Genomic DNA, 19,365 nt, shown 5'->3' on the forward strand with positions numbered 1-19,365 from the left:
ACCTAATCCAAGGAGCCTGCACTCCCGAAGCTTTAGTCCGCGCGCTGCGTTCACCCGGACGATCGCCGGGCGACACCACCCGAATCGTCAATGAGTATTTCGACACGAATGGGCTCGGATCTTTCCTCCAAGACGAGGAAGACCGCCGGAGCGCCGGGCGCCGAGAACGCCGCGTGGCCCGCGCCCCCCTCCCCTTCCGCCCGGCCGTGGCGGCCTTCTCCGACTATCTCCTGCGTTCGCGCGCTCGAGCAAACTTGGTCGGCGGCCGCGGACTCAAAGACGCCACGATCGAAGCCCGACTCGCTGATGTCGCGGCCCTGGCCAATTTCCTCGAGAGACGCGGCATCAACGATTGGGCCGCCGTCACCGCCGGCGACATCGAGGAGTTCCTCGGCAGCCGCTCCCGACACCGGCTAGCCAGCTTCCGCATGTTCTCCACCTTCGCCCGCAAGAAAAAACTCATCCTGATCAACCCGGCCCTCGGACTGACTCGACCACGACCAACAGGCTTCGCCGGACGAACGCTCAACAGCACTGAACAACGCCGACTCATCCACCGGTGGAGACTCACCACCATCGACCCAAGAGAGCGCGTGGTCGGACTGTTCGCCCTTCTCCATGGAATGACCAGCAGCCAGATCCGCACTGTTCTGATCTCGGACATCAACACCAAGGCAGGGACGATAGTCATCGCGGGACGGCCCTATCACGTGCCGCTGGACCCGATCACGCTCGCTGCTATCGACGCGGTGCTGACGACGCGGCTGACGCTGCGAACGAACAACCCGCACCTCATCCTCACCAAAGACTCACGCGCTCACGAAACCGCAGCCTCGCCCTACTTCATGACTCATATTCTCGATCCGGCCGGCGTCACGCTAGCCGTCCTGCGCCAAACCCGTCTCGCCGACCTCGCCCACTCCCACGACCCGAGACTCGTCGCCGCCGCATTCGGCATGACAGCCGGCGGTGCATTGCACTACGTCTTCGATGCTGTCGACCGCGAGGAAGAAGTCTTCGCTTCAACCCATGAAGATTAGGTACCAACTCGCATACGTCGGGTGGAACGTATGCGGCTTCCCGAAGGCCAGATTGCTCGTGAGGATCAGCGATGCGTGTTCATATCGGCTCGCGACGAGATGGAAGAACAGGTTCGCAGCGTCCTGATCAAACGGAATATAGCCAACTTCATCGCAGACTAAAACGCTATAACGACGCAACTTCGTTAGTTCTGCGGCGAGCTTGCCACGCGAGTGTGCTTCCTGCAATCGGGCAACCCAACCGGTGGCGGTATCGAAGAGCACGCGGTGGCCGTGCTTGGCCGCCTGAACGCCGAGTGCGACGGCGAGGTGGGTCTTGCCGGTGCCGGGCGGGCCAAGAAGCACTACGTTCTTGGCTTCGGTGACGAACGTGCTCGTGCCCAGGTGCGCGAGCAGGTTCCGGTCGGCTGTGGGCTGGTGGTCGAAGTTGAAGTCCTCAAGGGTCTTGTAGCCGGGGAACCGTGCCGCTTTGATCCGCAGCGCCGCGCCCGACGCTTCCCGTTCGGAGACCTCCCGAGAGAGGACCGCGGCGAGGTATTCCTCGTGCGACCAGCCCGCGTCACGGGCCTGGTCGCCGAGACGGCGGAACGCGTCGCCGATCCGTGGGGCGCGCAGCGCCCGGGCGTAGTACTCGATCTGTGAAGCCGCGGTGCCGCTCATGCGACCACGTCCAAGTCGCGCAGCTCGGGGCCGGTATCCACGCCGAACAGGGCGTCGTAGGACGCCAGGCTGGCCGTCTCGACGAACGCGACCACCGGCTGAGGGCGGCGATGCCGCAGCGACTGGAACTGGCGCCGCAGCACGTCGGCCTGCGCGACATGCTCCGGGTCGGTCACCGTCAGCGCGCGGGCCCACTCTCGTTCATGAGACGTGACGTTCACCCCGTTGTGGGTGACGTTGACCGTGTCGAGACTCGCGGTCACATCGACGAGCCGGCCGATCATCGCCGGCGCGACGGAGTAGTCGTTGGAGAGCACCCGGACGTAGTAGTCCCGCGGCAGGCGCACGGTGTTGCGAAAGAGCACGTCCGGCGGCACCGGCGACAGCGGGCGCATCGCGGCGCGGTCCTGCTCGATCAGATCGATCGGGCGCGCCCGCCGCGACCGGGAATGACGCGCGTTCGCCAGCGGCAGCCAGTCCGTGATCTGCTCGTTGAAGTCCTGCGGCGACGCGAAATGCCGCCCCGGCATGAACGACGACCGGAAGAACCGGTTGCGACGCTCGACCATGCCTTTGGACTCCGGATCGCGGGCCTTGAGCAGCTTGATCTCCGTGCCCAACGTCCCGGCGAACGCAGCGGTGCGTTCGGTGAGCTTGCCCTTGCCAATGCCGGTCTCGTTGTCCCAGGTCAGCCGGGGCGGCACGGCGGGAGCTGCTTGCAGCAGCGACCACATCCCACCGAGCAAGTCCGGTGTGGTCCGTGACGGCAACATGAGTGCTTGGAAGAAGCCGGAGAACGTTGACGTCATCACCAGCACCGGCGGCATGCCCTCCTGGCCATGGCCCAGCGGAAGCGGATCGTGCGGGAACCAGAGGTCGCACTGCACCTGCCGGCCGGGCTCGTGCACCAGCCGATCGGCCGGGTCCGGCGGCACATACTCCGGCCGGATCGCGGCGACCTTGTCGCGGAACACCGACGCCGACCCCAACCAGCCCACTCGCTCCGCCAACGTCGACGCCGGCATCCGCGGCGTCACGGCCAACAACACCCGAACCTGCGCCGCATACGCGTCAAAACTCGAGCCGGTCGACGCCCGCTGATACGTCGGCAGTCGGTCCGCCTCCAACGCCCGATCGACCGTTCCCCGCGAGACGCCGACGAGTCGGCCAATCTCCCGCTTCGAGTGCTGGCCCGTCGAAAACAGCTGGCGTATCTTCGCCCAATCATCCATATTGATCACCCTCCATAGTGGCTGGTGGCCCTGTTTTCAATCGGCGATACTGGCCCTATTTTCGGTCGGCGTTAACACCAGCCCGTCCAACTGAGACGCGAGAAAACGGGCACGCCATTTACTGACGGTGTTCGTTGAACAGCCCACCTGCGCGGCAACCGACGAGTTATCGAGCCCCTCAGCGCAGCCAAGAATGATCCGGGACCGCAACGCCAACGCCTGCGCCGACGTCGGCCACCGCGACCAACGTAGAAGCTGCTCCCGCTCCTCATCGGTCAAAATCAGCTCAGTCTTCGGTCGCCCAATTCGTGACATGACTCGTTATAGCATTTAACCAATGAATTTGCGACGCAGGACACTAGATCAGTTTGCGCATTGACAGCAGTGGCGACGTACCATCGTTCTCTTGTGCCTCGTATCCGGCCGCGCGGAACAGGCTTGCTGAAGCGTGATTTTCACGTCGCATGGCGGCATAGATTGCAGTGGTTCTGTGGGGCAGATGACGGAGATATTCTTCCGCGGCAGCAAGCACATCGGAGCCAAGTCCTTGTCCCCTCAGACTGGGGGCGACAACGATTGATACCTCCCATGCGTCGATGGGGGGTCCTGCGAGATCAAATCTGACTGTGGCGACGGGGCTGTCGTTCTTCGTTACGAGGAGAAGGTGGCGGTCAGGGTCTTCCATCGCCCTGAGGACCCACGAATGGTGGCTGGTCCATTCCAAGGGACGTGTCTCGCGTGATGCGGCCCGGACCATTGCATCGTTTCGCCAGTCAAATAGAAGGCTGGCGTCTCCCTCAGACACGTCCCTTACGTCGTAGCATGCTTTCGGCTGGAGCATGCTCTCCCAGGCCGATACGATGCGTTCTGATCCGAGTCCGTCCACGAGGAGTTGCCCCCGTTGAGCGGCTTCTACCCGCGGCCGGAGGTCGGTCCCGAGGGTCCTCACCAGACGCCCCCGAGCTTCTTCAGTTACGGATACATCGGTGATCGGGCCAAGCCCAACGACCAAGCCGCGCGAGGCCACGAATTGGTAGTTGTCGCGCTGGTTGTCGACGAGCTGGATGAGAGCAGTCGGCACTCCCATGCAGAGAAGTTCCCAGAGGGACGTCCCGGCGGCTGAAACGGCAAAATCAGCAGAGTGAAAAAGTTCAATCGCTGCCGCGCTTGGTTCATGGAGTACGAATTTGACGTCGTGTGTAGAGGACGGGAGGGAACTCCAACGGGCCCGATCGACGATCACCGAGCACACTGCGGACAGCCCGCTCTCGATGACGACGCGCATGATCTCGGCGGTCGCGTTCAACGCGTCGGTGCCGCCGAGCATTACGACGATGCGCACGGACGCTGAGTGGTCCGGCTGGTCACCGCCTACGTGTCTGCTGGCCGCGACCCGCCTCACCGACTGGCGCAGGGGAACAAAAGATGCTCCGCGCAGAATGCGGTCCGAGCCATCATCAGGCCGATAGCTCGCCGCTGCCGAGGGGCTTGGGTCGACTACAAGATCTGCCGCCCGCCGACCATACTCGGTATCCTCCATAGAGCTAAGCAGGATTCCGGCGTCATTGAGGCTGGCACGGTAGTCCCCGATCAATCCGTAGTGATCCACGTGGACAACGTCCGCACCGATCTTTGTCGCGGCTTCGGCGAGACCATCGGGTGTTACTTCCGCCGGGACGCGCCGAATGCTCTTCAACATGTCCCGGCCGAACGGGACCGTCACGTCTCCGCTGAAAGAGACGTCCCAGCCGCGGGATATCGCTTCGTCAATTAGGGACATCGACCGAATCAAGTGCCCGACGCCGCCCTCTTTGCTTGCGTCGCAGCGAACTAAAACATGCATTATCCCTCTATCAAGGTCTTCTGTTCGACTCCCGCGTTGATAGCGACGATTTCGGGATGCCTGACGAGTGCGTTGACGACGTCGCGCCATGCTGGAGGCTGATCGCCGAGTATTTCCACTAGCTGCGCCAATGCTATAGCGTCAGCTTCTTCGTCAAGAGTAACGCGGAACTGGTTGTACGCCGGTCGGAACATTAGTCCCGCGCACGCGTACGGGGCGTCCAACTCGTAGAGCGAACTCGTCACGTGAACCCGGTGATAACCAACAGCTCGCGCATCAGCCTGCCGTAAGGCCCCCGCCGCGGCGAGCTCAACATCAAGTCCACGTGGAAGGGTACGGTTCAGTGTCGTTGATACGTAGTCCAAGGTTGGATTACATCTCCAAACTGCAACCACTTGGTTTATCAGCTCAGGATCCAGCAGGGGGCAATCCGACGTGAGCCGGACCACAGCGTCCGCTCCACCCGCCTCGAGAGCGACGATGTAACGCGACAAAACGTCCTGCTCGTCGCCGCACACGACTCGAACGCCCAGTTTCCGGCATAAGTCGACAATGGCCTGGTCGTCACCATGAACCGACGTCGCGACGATTACATCGTCCACGTTGGATGCTCTCGCTGCGCGAATCACCCACTCGAGGACCGGCCGACCACCGAGGTCACTGAGGACTTTGCCGGGAAGTCTTGCCGACCCCATCCGAGCCTGAATTACGGCGATGACATTCATCGAATCCGATACTTTCGCGGTAGTGCTCATCCTTCAACGATCTGAAGAACTGTCTCAATCACGCGTTCAACTTGATCGTTGGCAAGGCCCGCGTACATCGGTAACGAAATCTCTTGGCGGTAATACTCCTCGGCGACGGGACACAGGCCCCGCCGGTATCCCAAGTCCGCGAAAACGGGATGCCAGTAGACAGGAATATAATTCACCTGAACACCGACGCCGGCAGCTCGAAGTCGATCGAATATCTCCCGCCGCCGGTCGGCAGGGACTCGCAGTGGATAGAGATGCCACGTCGGACTAGCGTCGGTGGGACATCCGGGGATTCGCAAACCGTCCACTGTGGCAAACGCCTCATTATATTGGCGGTGAACCTCGGCCCGACGTTGTTTGAATGTCTCCAGCCTTTTGAGCTGGCTAAGTCCCAGCGCCGCGAGCACATCGGGCAGTCGATAGTTCAGTCCAAATGAGTGAACTTCCTGATGCCACGCGCCCTCGTTCGGCCACCGCAATAAGTCGCTCTCACGAACTAACCCATGGTTTCTGAATCGGCGGCCAGCCAGCTCGACCTCACTATCGAGAGCGACGACCGCGCCACCCTCTGCGGTGGTCATGTTCTTCGTTGGAAAGAACGAGAACGTAGTGATGTCTGCCTGCTCACCGACTCGTCGACCCGCCCGCGTCGATCCAATCGCGTGCGCGGCATCCTCAATAAACAGTGCATTTGACTCGTGGGCGAGGTCCGAGAACGCTCGACCGTCCACGGGAACGCCGGCGTAGTCGACTGCAGTGATGGCTCGAGTTCTCGGCGTGACAGCATCACGCGCTGCCTCCAGAGACAGGTTCCCCGTCGACTCGTCGATATCAGCGAAAACTATCCGCGCGCCTTGGAGCGCAGCGGTGGCGGCGGTGGCCACAAAGGTGAGGGGCGTCGTGATGACCTCATCGCCGCCACGAATACCTGCCGCCGCGTACGCAACATGCAACGCTGACGTCCCTGAGTTCACTGCAATGGACGCCCTCGCTCCCACATACTCCGCGATGGCCTCTTCGAACTGGATCACGGCCGGACCAGTTGTTAGCCAGTCGCTCTGAAGCACGTCGGCCACTGCCTTCAGATCGCTGGCGTTGATCGACTGCCGCCCATAGGGAATCATCAGGTCGGCCTCAATCCACGTTCTCCATCAACTCGCGAAGTTGCTCGACGGACAGCCACATTTCGTTCGAGTCCGATTGGAAGCTGAATCCGTCCGCAACGGGAATTGCGCCTTCCGGCACCGTATAGCCCCAGCCGGCGATGTGCGGCATCACCACATAACGGTCACCAACCGCCACGGTGCGACGCGAGTCATCCATGGCGATCATCTCTTCGTGGAGCTTTTCTCCCGGGCGAATACCGATCTCGTGAGTCTTGGCTCCTGGAGCCACAGCTTCTGCCAAATCAGGAATGCGAATCGAGGGGATACGCGGGACATACAGTTCGCCACCGGACATGATCTCGAACGAATCGAGAACAAACTTCACGGCTTGTGGAAGAGTGATCCAGAATCGAGTCATTCGATCGTCTGTGATGGGAAGGGACTTTCCCTCGGAAGCGAGCTGGCGCCAAATGGGGAGAATACTTCCCCGCGAGCCGCTCACGTTACCGTAACGAACTACGCTGAAACGCGTTTCGTAAGCTGCCGCATAATGATTAGCGGTAATGAAGAGACGGTCTGCACACAACTTCGTTGCCCCGTACATATTTACCGGGCTAGACGCTTTGTCCGTGGACAACGCCACGACCTTCTTCACGCCGCTATCAATTGCCGCGTCAATGACATTCTGTGAACCGCGAACATTGGTTTCAACGAATTCGAACGGGTTGTACTCGGCCGTATCGACCTGCTTCAGCGCTGCTGCGTGAATGACAAAATCGACTCCGTGAAAGGCTCTCATCAGTCTGTGGCGGTCACGAACGTCACCGATGAACCACCGGAGCCTGGGGTCATCGTTGAACAGCGTTCGGCACTCTAACTGCTTGAGCTCATCTCTGCTCAAGATGATAAGCCGTCGAACATCGTGATTGTCCAAAAGCTCTCGGGTGAGAGCCTTCCCCAACGACCCAGTACCACCAGTAATGAGGACAGTTGCCCCAGTAAGCATTGACATTTGTTTCCTTTATTTCTGCGCGCACGTAGGGCAGCAGACGCTCCCCCCAAAATCTTCAGCGATTGGCCCAGTCTATTGCAGCGAACCTCGGCGGTCTGTTCATCGTGCCCGAGCAGCCTCCACCGAGATAAGGGAAACGAGTCGCGCGCGCTCAGGCGTGAATATCAGGAGCCTCTAAACCTCGATCCACCGGCCGACCTGTGACGTGCTGTCGAGTTTGATTTGAGTGTGATTCGCGTTTTCGGGCGCGTTTGAACGTCGGCCTCGATGCCGGGTGTTCCACTTTCAGTCCTGTTGATGCCGATGTCGGCTGGTTGGTCAGGTGGAGGCGGGTTGCTCGTGCCGGAAGTTACGGTTGAAAAGGGTGGCCCACGGTTTCTTCCACGGCCAGTCCTGGGGCAGGTGCAGAGTGAGGCGCCGCGCTGAGGTTGAGAGACGTGCAGGGACGCTGACCAATTTCCGGCGGATCGTCGCGGTGGTGGCACGGGCGAGACCGTTGCCGGCGATCGTCGCGGCGGCGCGAGTGAGGTTGAAAGCGATCACGGCCAGGACCAGCCAGGCGGCATTGGCCGTGAAGACCCCCGACGGCAGGTGAGCCAACGCACTGTTTTTGACGTCGGCGTTGACGAGCTCGATGCCGGCATGAGCGCGGTGGGTTTTATCGGCGGTGACGGTGTCGAGAGTGCTGGTGGTGAAGAATGCATGGAACCGGTGCGTGTCGAACAGGGTGGGCTGGTCAACGTCTTTCTTGTTCAATTCGGGGATTCGCCGCACGACCAAACGACCGGTGATGTGTTCGCTCTTCTTGCGGGATGTGAACGCGGTGAAGGGAATTTCGGCGACTTCCGCGGTGCTGATCCACGTTTTCGTCGCCTCGTCGTAGATCGCGTTGGTGTATTCAATGGCGGTCCAGCTCGTGTCGGGAATCGTCTCGATGGCTTTCTTCACGGCGGGATCCATCCGGGCCGTCACTGACACGTCCGCGCCAGCGGTGATGGCCGCGCTGATGGCGGCGTGTCCGTAGAAGGCGGAATCAGCGCGAAAAAGTACGAGGGCTTCTTCGAGTCCGCGGAGGCGTTTGATGGTAGCGAGGCTATCGCTGACCATGCGACGAGCACCGCGCGGTGACCCGCAGGCGCCGCGGCGTAGTCGTTGGCCGATGATGATCGGTGCGGACTCCTCGGTTCGGACGGTGGCGAGGAGGGCGTTGAGGCCGCGCACGCCGGAGTAGCCGTAGCCGGATCCTTGCTTTTGGTAACCATGCACTTCGATGATGGTGTCGTCAACGTCGAGAAAAACGTAGCCGTCGGTGCTGCTGTTGCGGGTCAGTAGGGGTGTTTCGGTGGCGAGGTTGCGGACGAATCGTGAGGCGACGGCATCGAGCTGGCGGATATGCCCGAAGGTGAACGATCGCAGGAATGATCCGAGCGTGGACGGGGCGTAGCAGGCGGTGAAGATTTTGCGCATACCGCCATGTCGGAGGATCGCCATGTCATCGATCGAGTCCGAGCCGGCGACCATGCCACCAACCAGCGAGGCTACTTTCAGGCCGGCGTTGGCTCCTTTATCGGTCGGGACCGTGAGCCACTGATCGGCCAAGCGCTGCAGGCCTGCCGTCGCGGCCAATTTCATGATCGGGACCAGCCCGGCCGCCGACACCAAATTCAGGTCGTCAAATGAAGCGGAAACAGCGCCAGTGGTGTGAGAAACTTGCATCTACGAGATGCCTTCCGAATCGTTGAAAATTTGTTCTAGACAAGCTAAATTTTCCCTGATCCGAGAGGCATTCTCGGTTTAACGCGCCGCTAGATCCCGATCCCGATCGGTGGATCGAGGCTAAGGCCAATACCGTTCAGTTAAGCACTTGAATGGTGATTTCTGGCTCGTGAGCGGGTTGTGGCCAGTGGGCGTGGTGGAAGCGTTTGGCGGGCCATTTCGAGACCTTGCGTTTGATGACGCGAGGGCTTGATCGTCGTCGGCGCGCGGGATTCAGCCTTCGAACGAGGGCGCGGATGGCATGACGCCAGACTGCTTGGGCGTGGTCAGGGTGCGGAGGGGGAAAAATCGCCCTGTGCCACGGAGCGGCGGGCGATGTGGAGTGCGGCAACGAAAGAGACCCGGTCAGGGTCGCGGTGAGCGTGCTGGGCGGCCTCGACCATGAGGGTGCGGATCGCGTAGTGGCAGCACAGATGGCCCCAGATTTCCTGCTTGACCAGGTCGGGGGATTTGGAGCGCAGCACCGTGCGCGGGCCGCGTTGATGGGTTTTCAACTCGTCGAACACCGTCTCGATCTCCCACCGTTCGGAGTACGCGGTCGCGAGTTCTTCGGCCGAGGCCTCGGCCGGATCCAGGATCGTGGTCAGCAGCCGGTAGGAGTCGGGATTGTCGCGTCCGTCGTCGATCGTGTAGTCCACGACGCGAACCGTCAACGGTGTCGTCGACTGCCGCCCCGTGCCAGAGGTCGGAATGATCGTTGCCAGCCAGGACCCGTCATCGAGGGTCTCCTGGAACCGGGGACGGAGGTTCGTCTTGACCCGCCAGAGCAGATCAGCGCCCGTCGCTGCCGCCTGAGCCCACAACCGGAAACCGTAGAAACCGCGGTCGGCGAGGACCAGCATGCCCGGCGTGAAGCGGCCGGCCAGCTCCCGGGAGAGTTCAATTTCCGATGTCGTGCACGGGCCCATCACCGCGTCCAGAACGGCATGCGTTCCGCACTCGGCCAGCGCCACCAGGCGTGCCTGCGGAAAAGCAGACTGCTCCCCACGACTCACCGGTGGCCGGCCAAAGAACTCCGTATTCACCACGCTGTCGGCCAGATCCAGGATCGTTCCGTCAATGGACATCAGACGCCGCCCAGCCAACCACGACCCCGGCGTGTCAGGCCCAGCCAGCGGCCGGGCTACGCGGGCAAACAAGTCCCGCACCGGTTCAAACCCCAGCCGTCGACGCGCCTGAAAGATGGCCGACTTTGACGGCGGCGCAAACGTCTCCGACCAGCCCGTTGACCACGACAACCCATCCGTCAGCTGAGCAAAAACATCCTCGTAGGACGCTTCGGCATACAGACCCATCCCGATGGAGAAATACGCCATCACCCGCGCTGGCAACGCCCGGTTACGCTGCTCAGTCCGCCCCGCGGCCTGAACCACCTCGTCGATGACATCAGCCGGGAACACACGGGTCAACAAACCCACAGACACCAAATCCGACAACCGACGGTCAGAGACCGGCTTCACCCACCCTGTACGCGCCATAACCACAACGTAACACGAGAATGCTTAACTGAACGGTATTGAGGCTGAGGGCTTTCGTGCTGAGTCCACGGAGCTGATCGCGCAGTGCTGGCTCTGCGCCGACAACGAGGCCTTTGAGCTGGTTGATCGCGGTCGTTCGTGCCTTCACTGCTGACGATTTCACCAACCGCATTTGGCGTAGGTCTTCGGCGGCACCGATACCGGTTTTCGGCGTGGCCAAGGACCGGCCGGCGATGACTGCCCGGGCCGCGGCTTCAGCGTCAACGGCATCTGTTTTCCCGGCTTTGCGCCGCAGTGCTCGGTCTGGTTGATTCACCTCGAACACTGTCACGTTCTGGGTTTGGAGGTATTTCATCAGTGCGGAACCGCTTGAGCCGGTGCATTCGATACCGGCCGCGTTCACGTCCCCGAACCGGTGGGCCCACTCCAATGTCGCCGCGTAGCCATCGCGTGTCGTTGGGAAGCTGTGGGTCGCTAGAAGAACTCCCGCGATCGTCAGGATCGCCGCGACGTGGACATCCTTGTGTGTGTCTACGCCAAGGATCACCCCTTCACCGTGGAGCGCTGGTCGCGACTTTCGCGGGTGCTTCAGAACGGGTGATCTCATGGCTGCCTTTCATGGGGTGTTGACGAGCAATTCCACGAGAGGAAGTCAGTCAGGACTGTGACGATACACGCCGGCAGCGAACGCCCACGGAAAGGCCCCTATTGGGACATGGCTTGGCCAGGTGAAACTTCAGGCACCAGACCCGGTCGCGGCCGACAGATCAACGCAAGGACACGCCGGCGATGACGCCAGCTGTCAATCCCAACACGGGTCAAGCCGCGACCCGGCCTGATGCGTTGATCGTCTCACAGTCCCAACATACGCCCGTGCGGCCCATGGACGAGCGCATCCCCAGACGGGAAGTCCCGCTAGGACCGGCGGGAGTTGCAGCATCCGCTTTGATTGTCGTGGCGAAGGCAACTAACTGACCCAGTTTGTTGCATGCGTGAGGGACGCGGGACGACGACGCAGCTGAGGCACGTTGCATCCGTCATAGGGCCCGTCGTCAAAGGCGTGCCATAAACTGATCGCATAACTGAACACGCGATTGGCATATCGACGCGCTGACCATAGAGAACTTTCACTGCTTCGAACAGATAGAGCTGAACACGTGTTAACGCTGAACGAAACTGGGGCCAGTGTCGCCCCGGCTCTAACGACGAGAGCCCTGTGAATTAATGCGAGCCTCTCGGGGAGCGCCAATGGCCGGCCACCTCGGCGCCGTCCCTCAGGTGCGGCGAGACCCACACGGCGCCAGCAGGAGCCGTTTCCGCGGGCCGCACCAGGTCGACGACTGCTGGCGTTGCTCCTGGTGAGAAGTCGCGCGCCATAGAAATCTGGTGAGTGTCGAAGGCTCGAGACATCGTTTTCTGCTGCTGCGCGGGAATTCCCATCGAGGCCGCGATAGTTGGCCATTCTTCGACGTGAACAGCCACGTTGTGGATGATTTCGCGGGCATGGCGCTTGGTGAGGTTGAAGCTCTCGGCCACGGAGGCGAGGTTTCGAATGTCACGGTTTCTCGGGTCGTCCGTCTCATTGATCGCCCGAGAGCTCACCGAATGGGAGGTGCTCGGGTTCACGTCGAAAACAGGTGAAAGCCGCCAGCCCGACCCGTCATGCAAGAACCCGTGGTTGCGCCAATGGTCGTCCACGTTGTTGATGAGCACGGTGAGTGCAACCCGTGTGAACAACTCATGCAAGTCGGTTGTGGGTTGGGAGCTGAGTTCACTGACGGTGTCTGCGAAGTCTTGATAGCTGGCGCTGCCCTCGCTAAAGGAGCCGACCTCCATCGCCGTCGACGCGGACATGTATCCGAGGCGACGGTCACCGATACGGTCGAACCGGTGAACAACAAGAACCGACTTTTCGGTTCCAGCCCGCCTATGGATGAACCCCGGTGTGCGGATTCCGATTTTGGCGGCCAGTGTCAGCGCGAGAGCCTCCCAACTTTCGACGTCGATGTTGCCGTCTTTCGAATGCGGCAACTTGGCAATTGCTAAGTTGCCGGACTCCATGATGACGTTCGCTTTGGGACGCGCTCCGCCAGGGCTAGTAGCAATGTCCGCGAGATACGCCAGGTCTTCGTCGCTGGCGATCTGGTCCTCATAGCGCCGTGCGGCCGCTATGACTTTCTCGAGCTCGTGAATGTTCGCAGCCTCGGAATCACTCGCCAGCCATTTACCTCCGGCTGGCGCTCTGAGGCGCAACGCTCCCATGCGGGTGAAGTCGGAGACCTTCACGAGGAAGTCGAAGTCCCCCAGTCCGCGCTCAAGACCGGGCTCCTCTTCCAACCTCAATGAATGATTGGCCTGGATGATCTTCTTTCCCCACATGTCCGGAGACGCGTCAGCGAAAGCACCGAAGATTGCCATGTTCTCTGGCGTGAACGTGCGCTTGGAGCCGAGGGGAAGCTCTGGCGAGATCGCATAGGCGCGCGGGTGCGACAGGTAGGCGGAGTCATACTGGAATGACGCGGATGCCACGTTCCTGCCTCCGCCGAACGACGGCTTGAGCACACCCACGAAGGTCGGAGTGTCATCGCCAAGTGCAAGGAAAACGTGTGCCTCATTGATGGCAGGCACAATCACCCTCCGGTTCCAAGAAGGTCGTCGATTCTGGCGCGGGCGGCGTCGTTGTTATAGGGGTCAACCGCCGCGACGACTGTATCGGCGATACCAAGTGCGGTCAGAACCGCGAAAAGAGAGTCGATTCGAGGAGTTCCGATTCCGGTTTCAATGTTTCGGAGTGTCTCACGGGTAATGAAGGCCCTTGCCGCGAGGGTGGTCGCGGACATGCCGTTTACTCTCCGCCAGCGTCGGATGTTCGACCCGAAGTTTCGCATGAGCCTTTCTTGCCGAACGGAACTGCGTTGGACCAACTAGCTCGCCTCCTTCTGATAGCTATAGCTTTCACTATATCGGAAAAAACGGACTTGAGCTATCAAAACATTCTTCGCGACACCGTGCCGTTGTGAATATCTCGGACGCCAAGGCCGTTATGGCACTGCATGCAATGACCCAGTTTGTTGCCGACGGTGTCGGCAGGGCTGGCGGGTTCCGTGGGCAGGTCGCGTTGGTCGATGGCGGTCTCGGCTTCGCTCGACCAGCGTAGGGGGCGTTTCGCAGGCAGGGTCGCGTTGACAGCGGGAATGCGTCAGACTTCCACGATTGACGGGCACGACATGGGGCGACCTGCTCGGGAAGGGCACGTTCGCAGGCGCAGTCGCAGCAGCTGACCGCGGCATCGGCATCTGGGTCGCGTTTGACTTGAAGCCCATGGCGGGATTACTGGCGTGTTCGCTTGATCGTGGGGACAAGTACCCGACGTTCTCTCACGGGCGGGGAGAAGCTCGATGGGTCGCAATTCCATCGCACCGGGCAGGGCCTTCTCGCCACCAAGTGCAGCGCGAGACATGAAAGAAATGCAGCGTGGAATGTGAGCAAAATCTATCGTGGACTACGAGCGCAGGAAGGACGTCAGATTGAAAGCCGTGATCAATGGGGGTGTTAGCGAGAATAACCAGACGGGCTATTCACGCCGAGTCATCGACACAGAGCTGGACGATCTGTTTCCGGCGCTGTCGGCAATCGCACTCGAGGGTCCCAAAGGCGTCGACAAGACTGCTACCGCCGAACGTCGCGTCGCGACCATATTTCGGATGGATGCACTCAACGACCTCGAGCGCATCCGCGCGTCCCCCCGACATCATCAAGACATCCCAGCAGCCGGTTCTCATCGACGAATGGCAGCGGCACCCGCCGGTCTGGGACCTCGTTCGGCGTGCCGTTGATGACACACAGAGAACCAGCCGCTTCCTCCTGACCGGGAGCGCAGCACCAAAAAATGCACCAATCCATTCAGCAGCGACGTGCGCCGCCTTCTGTGGCTCAAAGAGCAACTCGGAGAAGACCTCACCGACATGGTGCTCACTTACACCGGTTCACACGCGTACCGCCGGCAGGACGGCGTTGCCGTCGTGCCACTGGCGCTGCTTGGACCCTGACCAAGCTGTTTCGGGGACGCGAGAATCCATCCGGCTCTGTCGCCGGTTCCACCGGCAAGTTTCTGGGCATCCTGAACCCACCGATTGAGCACCGCCGCGCTTGAGGGTCGCCTGTCCTTGTCCGGGAGATCATTCAATGGATTCACGGTCATGCTCGCTCTTCTAATGCCCGGACCAGCCGGGAGTGCTCTTGGTCGGTGACGCGGCCCAGAGCCCGGGCGTTGCTGATGGCTTGGTCCAGAAGTCGACTGGGAACGCCGCTCTGAATCCCTTGGTCGATAGCCGTAGGAACGGTGACCGTGCGGATGCCCTCCCACCAGCCGATCTGGTCCGGAGCGAGGTCGGCACGATGCAGAACGTAGTCGTCTCCACCGTGGCGCCGTATCCGGCATTCTTTGGGGACGACCAGGTGGATCTTGTTGGGATTAATGTCACACAGGTCGTACGCGGCGAGAGCCGTGTCATGACTCAACGCGGCCTGAAGGGACCCGGTCCAGAGCACCGCGAGCATGAACTCATCACGAGCGGTTACCGGGAGTTGATCAAATCGGTAGACGCCGTGCGCGACACGAGCGAGTTGCCCGCGATGGGCCAACTTGGTCAAGTCGATCGCGCCAGCCCCGATGGTTTTGGCATCGCGCGTCGTCACGTAGCCATACTGCTCGATGGCAATGTCCCACAGGCGGTCCTGGACGCTCATCTCACATCCTCTCGAGGAGTGTCAAACCAATACCATTTTCGGTAGAGCTTTGACTTCGAACTGTGCATGTGTCCGGGCGAAGGGAGCTGGCGGGGTTTCGTTCGCTCGTACCTCGTACCTCGCGCCTCGACCAGCGGGTGGCGGCATCGTCGGAGCTGCGGCATCCGCTCTGATTCCTGTGTGTGATCAACTCTTTGTAGGCCGTTTCGGCGCTGGATTCCTGCCAAGTTAGTGGCTGGTTTCCTGCCGAAAGAGCGCTAATTATCAGGCCAGGCAATTCCCCGCCACGACGGTGGTTTCGGGGGTGCGCAGGGTTTGAGATCACCCGGTGGCCGGGGCCCTCTCCAGAGTGTTGGAGACATGGGCCCGCCACCCCTCGATAGGTTCCTTAAGGCGTAGCTACTGCCAAGCGGTCGCGCCGGAAGGAACCAGGAAGCAGATGACGGTACCCATGTCCGTGCAAGAAAATATCAGAACTCTCGACTCCCACGGAATCGCGGGCCGTGAAATCGCCCGCCGGTTGGGGGTGAGCCGTGATTCGGTGACGAAATACACCGTTCAGCAGGACTACTCGCCAAAGCCGCCGACTCCCGTGCCGAGGCCGGCCGGGTCGGTGTTAACCGGGTTTGAAGAGACCATGGAGCGGTGGCTGGGCGAGGACCGGCGGCGGCCGCGTAAGCAACGCCACACCGCCCAGCGGGTCTTTGACCGGTTGGTCGCCGAGCGAGCTTACCTCGGCAGCTATTCCCCGGTGCAACGCTTCGTCAAGAAGTGGAAGGCGCAGCACCGGCACGCCGGGGAGGGGTTCACGGAGCTGGTCTGGCCGGCCGGCACCGCGCAGGTCGACTTTGGGCAGGCCGAGGCCATCATCGCCGGGTCCGGCAGGTTCTGCACATCTTCGTCGTCACGTTCCCGTTCTCGAATATGCGCTTCGTGCAGGCCTACCGCGGCGAAACAGCCGAGTGCGTCTGTCATGGGCTGCGCACCGTGTTCGATCACATCGGCGCCGTACCCCGGACCCTGGTTTTTGACAACGCCACCGGCATCGGGCGCCGGGTCGGCAGGAAGGTCATCGAGACGAAACTGTTCGGTGCGTTCAAGCTGCACTACCGGTCGGAGTCCCGGTACCAGGGGTCCTGACATGGGCAGCTTGATTCGATATATTTCGGTAAAACTCAGAGCCGTTCTTTGATGGCGTATCGCAGGATTAGGTCGGTGCGCGGATAGCGGGTTTGGGTTTCGGTGAGGCTCGTGCAGAGCTCGCTGACGGCGATGGTTTCGCGTTGGGTGGGCATCGGGTCCAGGGTGATGGTCAGGATGCCGGGCTGGGTGGGGTCGATGTCGCCGGGCTGCTTGAGGATTTGCCGCACGAGGTTGTGGGCTTCGCGGTCAGCGCGGCGGAAACGGGTGTTGGTGCGGATCTCCCGTGCGAGGGTGACTGTGGTGTTGAAGGCGGCCATCCGGATGATGTGCGTGAAGCGTTTCATCTCCTGGTCCAGGACCTGCTGCCCGGGCCGGCTCTCACCCAGCGGAACCTTGGCCGGCAGTTGCCGGTAGGCATCTTCGGCCGCGGCAGCAGTGGTTTCGGCGGCCAGTAGGGGTGCGTGGATGTCGTTGTGCATCTGATTCGTGATCCTGATGCCGGCGGCACCGGGTGCCGGGGTGTTGATCGCGAGCATGGCGGCCGTCACAGCGCCGGCGACCCCGTCGCGGTAGTTGTGAGCGTTGTCTTGCACCAGTTTGACTTTCGCCTTGGCGGGATTGGGCACGAGACGTGCCTTGTCGTCGTCACCGCTGGCGTAGGAATCGTGGGCGTCGAGCGCGAAGCGTTCCCGGCCGAACCGGAAGTAGTTTTCCTGCCGCCACCGGGCAGCCATCCGGAACACGACCTCAGCGGTGCTTATGGTCTTCTGGGTGTCGAGGGTGGTGAGGATGTGGATCTGGCGCGTGCCTGTTCTCGTGGTGAGCGGGACGATTTGGGACACTTGCCGCATGGTGAAGGTTTCGCAGGTCTTAGCGCTGAGGAGCACGTCGACCTCGGTGTCGGAGACCCGGTCCCAGGTGTGGGTGGTTCCTGCCTCGTCAACATAGGTTTCCGGGTTGAAGAGGGCTTCATCGACATCGGCGGTGGCGCCCTTGCGCCAGGTCAACACGTCGAATCCAGCCTTGTGCAGGTGGGCGAAGAGGGCTGGGGACCAGCCGCCGCGGTCAAAACCGACCAGCATGCGTCGGTCGTCGCCGATCATCGCGCGAAGCTTGGGCATGAGGGCTTTGAGTTCGGAGACGAGGGAGGCGCGGGGCTGCGCCATGACCATGAACAACGGGTCCCCATTTGCCGCTGATACCCAGGTTTCCTCGGTGGCGGGGACGGGCATCTTCAACCGGGTCGAATGCAGCCGGCCGATCTTCTTCCCGCCCTCATAGGCACGGGTATGCCCGTCAACATAAACGATTCCGAGCAGTCCGGTGTCCGGGTTGTTGTCGGCGGCGAACCGTTCGAAGGCGATCATGCTCATCAGCTCCGGGACTTTGCCGGTGTCCACCAGCCCCTGATATTGCCGGCGGATGGTTTTCACCTCCGGAGAACGGTCCATCCCCAGGATCCGGCCGAACGCTGTCGGGTTCAGCCGGGTGGCGCCTTCCGCCCGTGGTTCCCCGACCAGGGTGCGCAGCACACCCTCCAGCAGCAGGGTATTCAACCCATAAACCCGATTCGACAAGCCGGTAAAGACCTTCGGCGCGCAGCGCAGCAGCAGGGTCGTTTCCAACGCTGGCAGCGCGAAGAACATGCCGGCGAGTGGGACGCGTGCCGCCGGTGCGAATGCCGGCGGCACCTCCGTCAGCGCCCCGAACGATGCTGACATGCGCTTCGAGGTGCGATCCGTCGGGGCCGGCAGCACGGGCAGTTCCTCCTGCACGGCCGCGGCTGAAACGGCGGGTTCTGCCGGTTCGAGGGGGGCGGGCGCGACCACCGGGTTCCAGGCGCCTTCGGCGGCGGGTGTCAGAGTGAGGGCGCGGCGGACACTGAATTCCGAGACGCCGACCTGCGTGCCGATACGCCTGTTCGACAGACCAGTCTTCTTCTTCAATTCCTGGATGTGGGTGATGACCAGCGCGGTGAGTTTGGAGCCGCCTCTCGGGCCGGGTTTGTCGCTGGACAACGCCGCGAAACCCTCGCTATTGAGGGTGCGGTGCCACTTCCACACGGTGTCTTCATGGACCCCGAACGCCGAAGCGATCTCAGCGATCTTGGCGGTTTTCATGTCCCACAACTTCACCGCCACAAAGCGACGCATCGCGTCGTCACCGGCATCCCACACATAGACCAACATGCCGTGCAGGAACACCTGCCCGCCGTCGTCGTCCACGACGAGGTCCACAGCAGCACCAATGTGCTTGGCGTTAGATACCGGAGCGAACGGGAGGGGAAGTTGCGTCGTCATCGACTCCATCTTCCAACCCTAATTGAACCACGTGATTGTACATCTCGATTCTATCGCAAAACGGGCAAAATTAAAAGCCCAGATCAACCAAAAACCGCATGAATCCGCGAAATGGGAATCCAGCGCTACCGCCCATGTCCAGACCCCTGGGTTTCTCACTGTTTGCAACGCTACGCAGATGCATGTACGTAGCATGATGCCAAAGCAGGCTCAGGATTCACGGCAGATTTCGGCCCGCTAACCACAGGATTGACCCAGTTTCTTTGGCCCC

Annotated in this window: 17 protein-coding genes and 1 pseudogene; 4 read left to right on the forward strand and 14 right to left on the reverse strand. The window is 61.4% G+C overall.

Annotated elements, in window-relative coordinates; all coding sequences use genetic code 11:
* The first annotated feature begins 173 nt into the window (after window positions 1-173).
* On the forward strand, window positions 174-1,040 hold the full coding sequence (locus tag BLS91_RS08155; RefSeq protein ID WP_134505238.1) for a tyrosine-type recombinase/integrase: 867 nt from the start codon (window positions 174-176) through the stop codon (window positions 1,038-1,040).
* On the opposite strand, the gene istB is transcribed toward BLS91_RS08155, so the two are convergent.
* The 12 genes from istB to BLS91_RS08220 form a co-directional block, all read right to left on the reverse strand.
* Complete coding sequence (gene istB / locus BLS91_RS08160; RefSeq protein ID WP_092340241.1) at window positions 1,023-1,700, reverse strand: IS21-like element helper ATPase IstB; 678 nt, start codon at window positions 1,698-1,700, stop codon at window positions 1,023-1,025. The genes BLS91_RS08155 and istB overlap by 18 nt on opposite strands.
* On the reverse strand, window positions 1,697-2,941 hold the full coding sequence (istA, locus tag BLS91_RS08165; protein ID WP_420838497.1) for an IS21 family transposase: 1,245 nt from the start codon (window positions 2,939-2,941) through the stop codon (window positions 1,697-1,699). The genes istB and istA (BLS91_RS08165) overlap by 4 nt, the downstream gene beginning before the upstream one ends.
* Before the next feature lie 27 nt (window positions 2,942-2,968).
* Window positions 2,969-3,247: a helix-turn-helix domain-containing protein gene (locus BLS91_RS21160; RefSeq protein WP_092340243.1), complete on the reverse strand. Its 279-nt coding sequence runs from the start codon at window positions 3,245-3,247 to the stop codon at window positions 2,969-2,971.
* A 43-nt stretch (window positions 3,248-3,290) separates the two neighbouring features.
* Window positions 3,291-4,712 carry a bifunctional UDP-2,4-diacetamido-2,4,6-trideoxy-beta-L-altropyranose hydrolase/GNAT family N-acetyltransferase gene (locus BLS91_RS08175; protein ID WP_159433835.1) on the reverse strand — a complete coding sequence of 474 codons (1,422 nt, stop codon included), beginning with the start codon at window positions 4,710-4,712 and terminating at the stop codon, window positions 3,291-3,293.
* A gap of 62 nt (window positions 4,713-4,774) precedes the next feature.
* Window positions 4,775-5,530, reverse strand: a complete 756-nt coding sequence (locus BLS91_RS08180) for a cytidylyltransferase domain-containing protein (protein ID WP_241983087.1) — start codon at window positions 5,528-5,530, stop codon at window positions 4,775-4,777.
* Window positions 5,527-6,654, reverse strand: coding sequence for a DegT/DnrJ/EryC1/StrS family aminotransferase (locus tag BLS91_RS08185; RefSeq protein WP_092340245.1), 1,128 nt, complete (start codon window positions 6,652-6,654; stop codon window positions 5,527-5,529). Before BLS91_RS08185 ends, BLS91_RS08180 begins: the two co-directional genes overlap by 4 nt.
* Window positions 6,655-6,664: 10 nt before the next feature.
* Complete coding sequence (gene pseB / locus BLS91_RS08190) at window positions 6,665-7,648, reverse strand: UDP-N-acetylglucosamine 4,6-dehydratase (inverting) (protein WP_092340246.1); 984 nt, start codon at window positions 7,646-7,648, stop codon at window positions 6,665-6,667.
* Window positions 7,649-7,966: 318 nt separating this feature from the next.
* Entirely contained in the window at window positions 7,967-9,364 is a 1,398-nt protein-coding gene (locus BLS91_RS08195; RefSeq protein WP_092340247.1) for an IS1380 family transposase, read from the reverse strand.
* Between the two features lie 326 nt (window positions 9,365-9,690).
* Window positions 9,691-10,902, reverse strand: a complete 1,212-nt coding sequence (locus BLS91_RS08205; protein WP_092340506.1) for an IS4 family transposase — start codon at window positions 10,900-10,902, stop codon at window positions 9,691-9,693.
* Complete coding sequence (locus tag BLS91_RS08210) at window positions 10,868-11,449, reverse strand: IS110 family transposase (RefSeq protein ID WP_159433836.1); 582 nt, start codon at window positions 11,447-11,449, stop codon at window positions 10,868-10,870. Before BLS91_RS08210 ends, BLS91_RS08205 begins: the two co-directional genes overlap by 35 nt.
* A gap of 674 nt (window positions 11,450-12,123) precedes the next feature.
* The gene (locus BLS91_RS08215) at window positions 12,124-13,470 is read right to left on the reverse strand and encodes a type II toxin-antitoxin system HipA family toxin (RefSeq protein WP_159433837.1); all 1,347 of its coding nucleotides are present in this window, start codon (window positions 13,468-13,470) and stop codon (window positions 12,124-12,126) included.
* 62 nt (window positions 13,471-13,532) lie between these two features.
* Complete coding sequence (locus BLS91_RS08220) at window positions 13,533-13,790, reverse strand: helix-turn-helix domain-containing protein (protein WP_092340251.1); 258 nt, start codon at window positions 13,788-13,790, stop codon at window positions 13,533-13,535.
* A 609-nt stretch (window positions 13,791-14,399) separates the two neighbouring features.
* Here BLS91_RS08220 and BLS91_RS19580 point away from each other — a divergent pair.
* Together BLS91_RS19580 and BLS91_RS20955 are read left to right on the forward strand one after the other, a co-directional pair.
* Window positions 14,400-14,738 (forward strand): hypothetical protein, encoded by a 339-nt coding sequence (locus BLS91_RS19580; RefSeq protein ID WP_134505237.1) that lies wholly within the window; start codon window positions 14,400-14,402, stop codon window positions 14,736-14,738.
* Between the two features lie 78 nt (window positions 14,739-14,816).
* Window positions 14,817-14,951 (forward strand): hypothetical protein, encoded by a 135-nt coding sequence (locus tag BLS91_RS20955; protein WP_276326792.1) that lies wholly within the window; start codon window positions 14,817-14,819, stop codon window positions 14,949-14,951.
* A 148-nt stretch (window positions 14,952-15,099) separates the two neighbouring features.
* Here the strand turns inward: BLS91_RS20955 and BLS91_RS08225 are convergent, their stop codons facing one another.
* Window positions 15,100-15,651: a type IV toxin-antitoxin system AbiEi family antitoxin domain-containing protein gene (locus tag BLS91_RS08225; protein ID WP_092340252.1), complete on the reverse strand. Its 552-nt coding sequence runs from the start codon at window positions 15,649-15,651 to the stop codon at window positions 15,100-15,102.
* A 451-nt stretch (window positions 15,652-16,102) separates the two neighbouring features.
* Between BLS91_RS08225 and istA (BLS91_RS20585) the strand changes: the two are divergent.
* Window positions 16,103-16,779 (forward strand): annotated as a pseudogene (istA, locus tag BLS91_RS20585) (IS21 family transposase); the annotation flags it as partial.
* Between the two features lie 47 nt (window positions 16,780-16,826).
* Here the strand turns inward: istA (BLS91_RS20585) and BLS91_RS08235 are convergent.
* A complete protein-coding gene (locus tag BLS91_RS08235) occupies window positions 16,827-19,094 on the reverse strand; it encodes a putative transposase (RefSeq protein ID WP_159433838.1) in 2,268 nt (755 codons plus the stop codon).
* Window positions 19,095-19,365: the final 271 nt, after the last annotated feature.

The sequence above is a fragment of the Cryobacterium flavum genome (genome assembly GCF_900103805.1).
Classification (GTDB): domain Bacteria; phylum Actinomycetota; class Actinomycetes; order Actinomycetales; family Microbacteriaceae; genus Cryobacterium; species Cryobacterium flavum.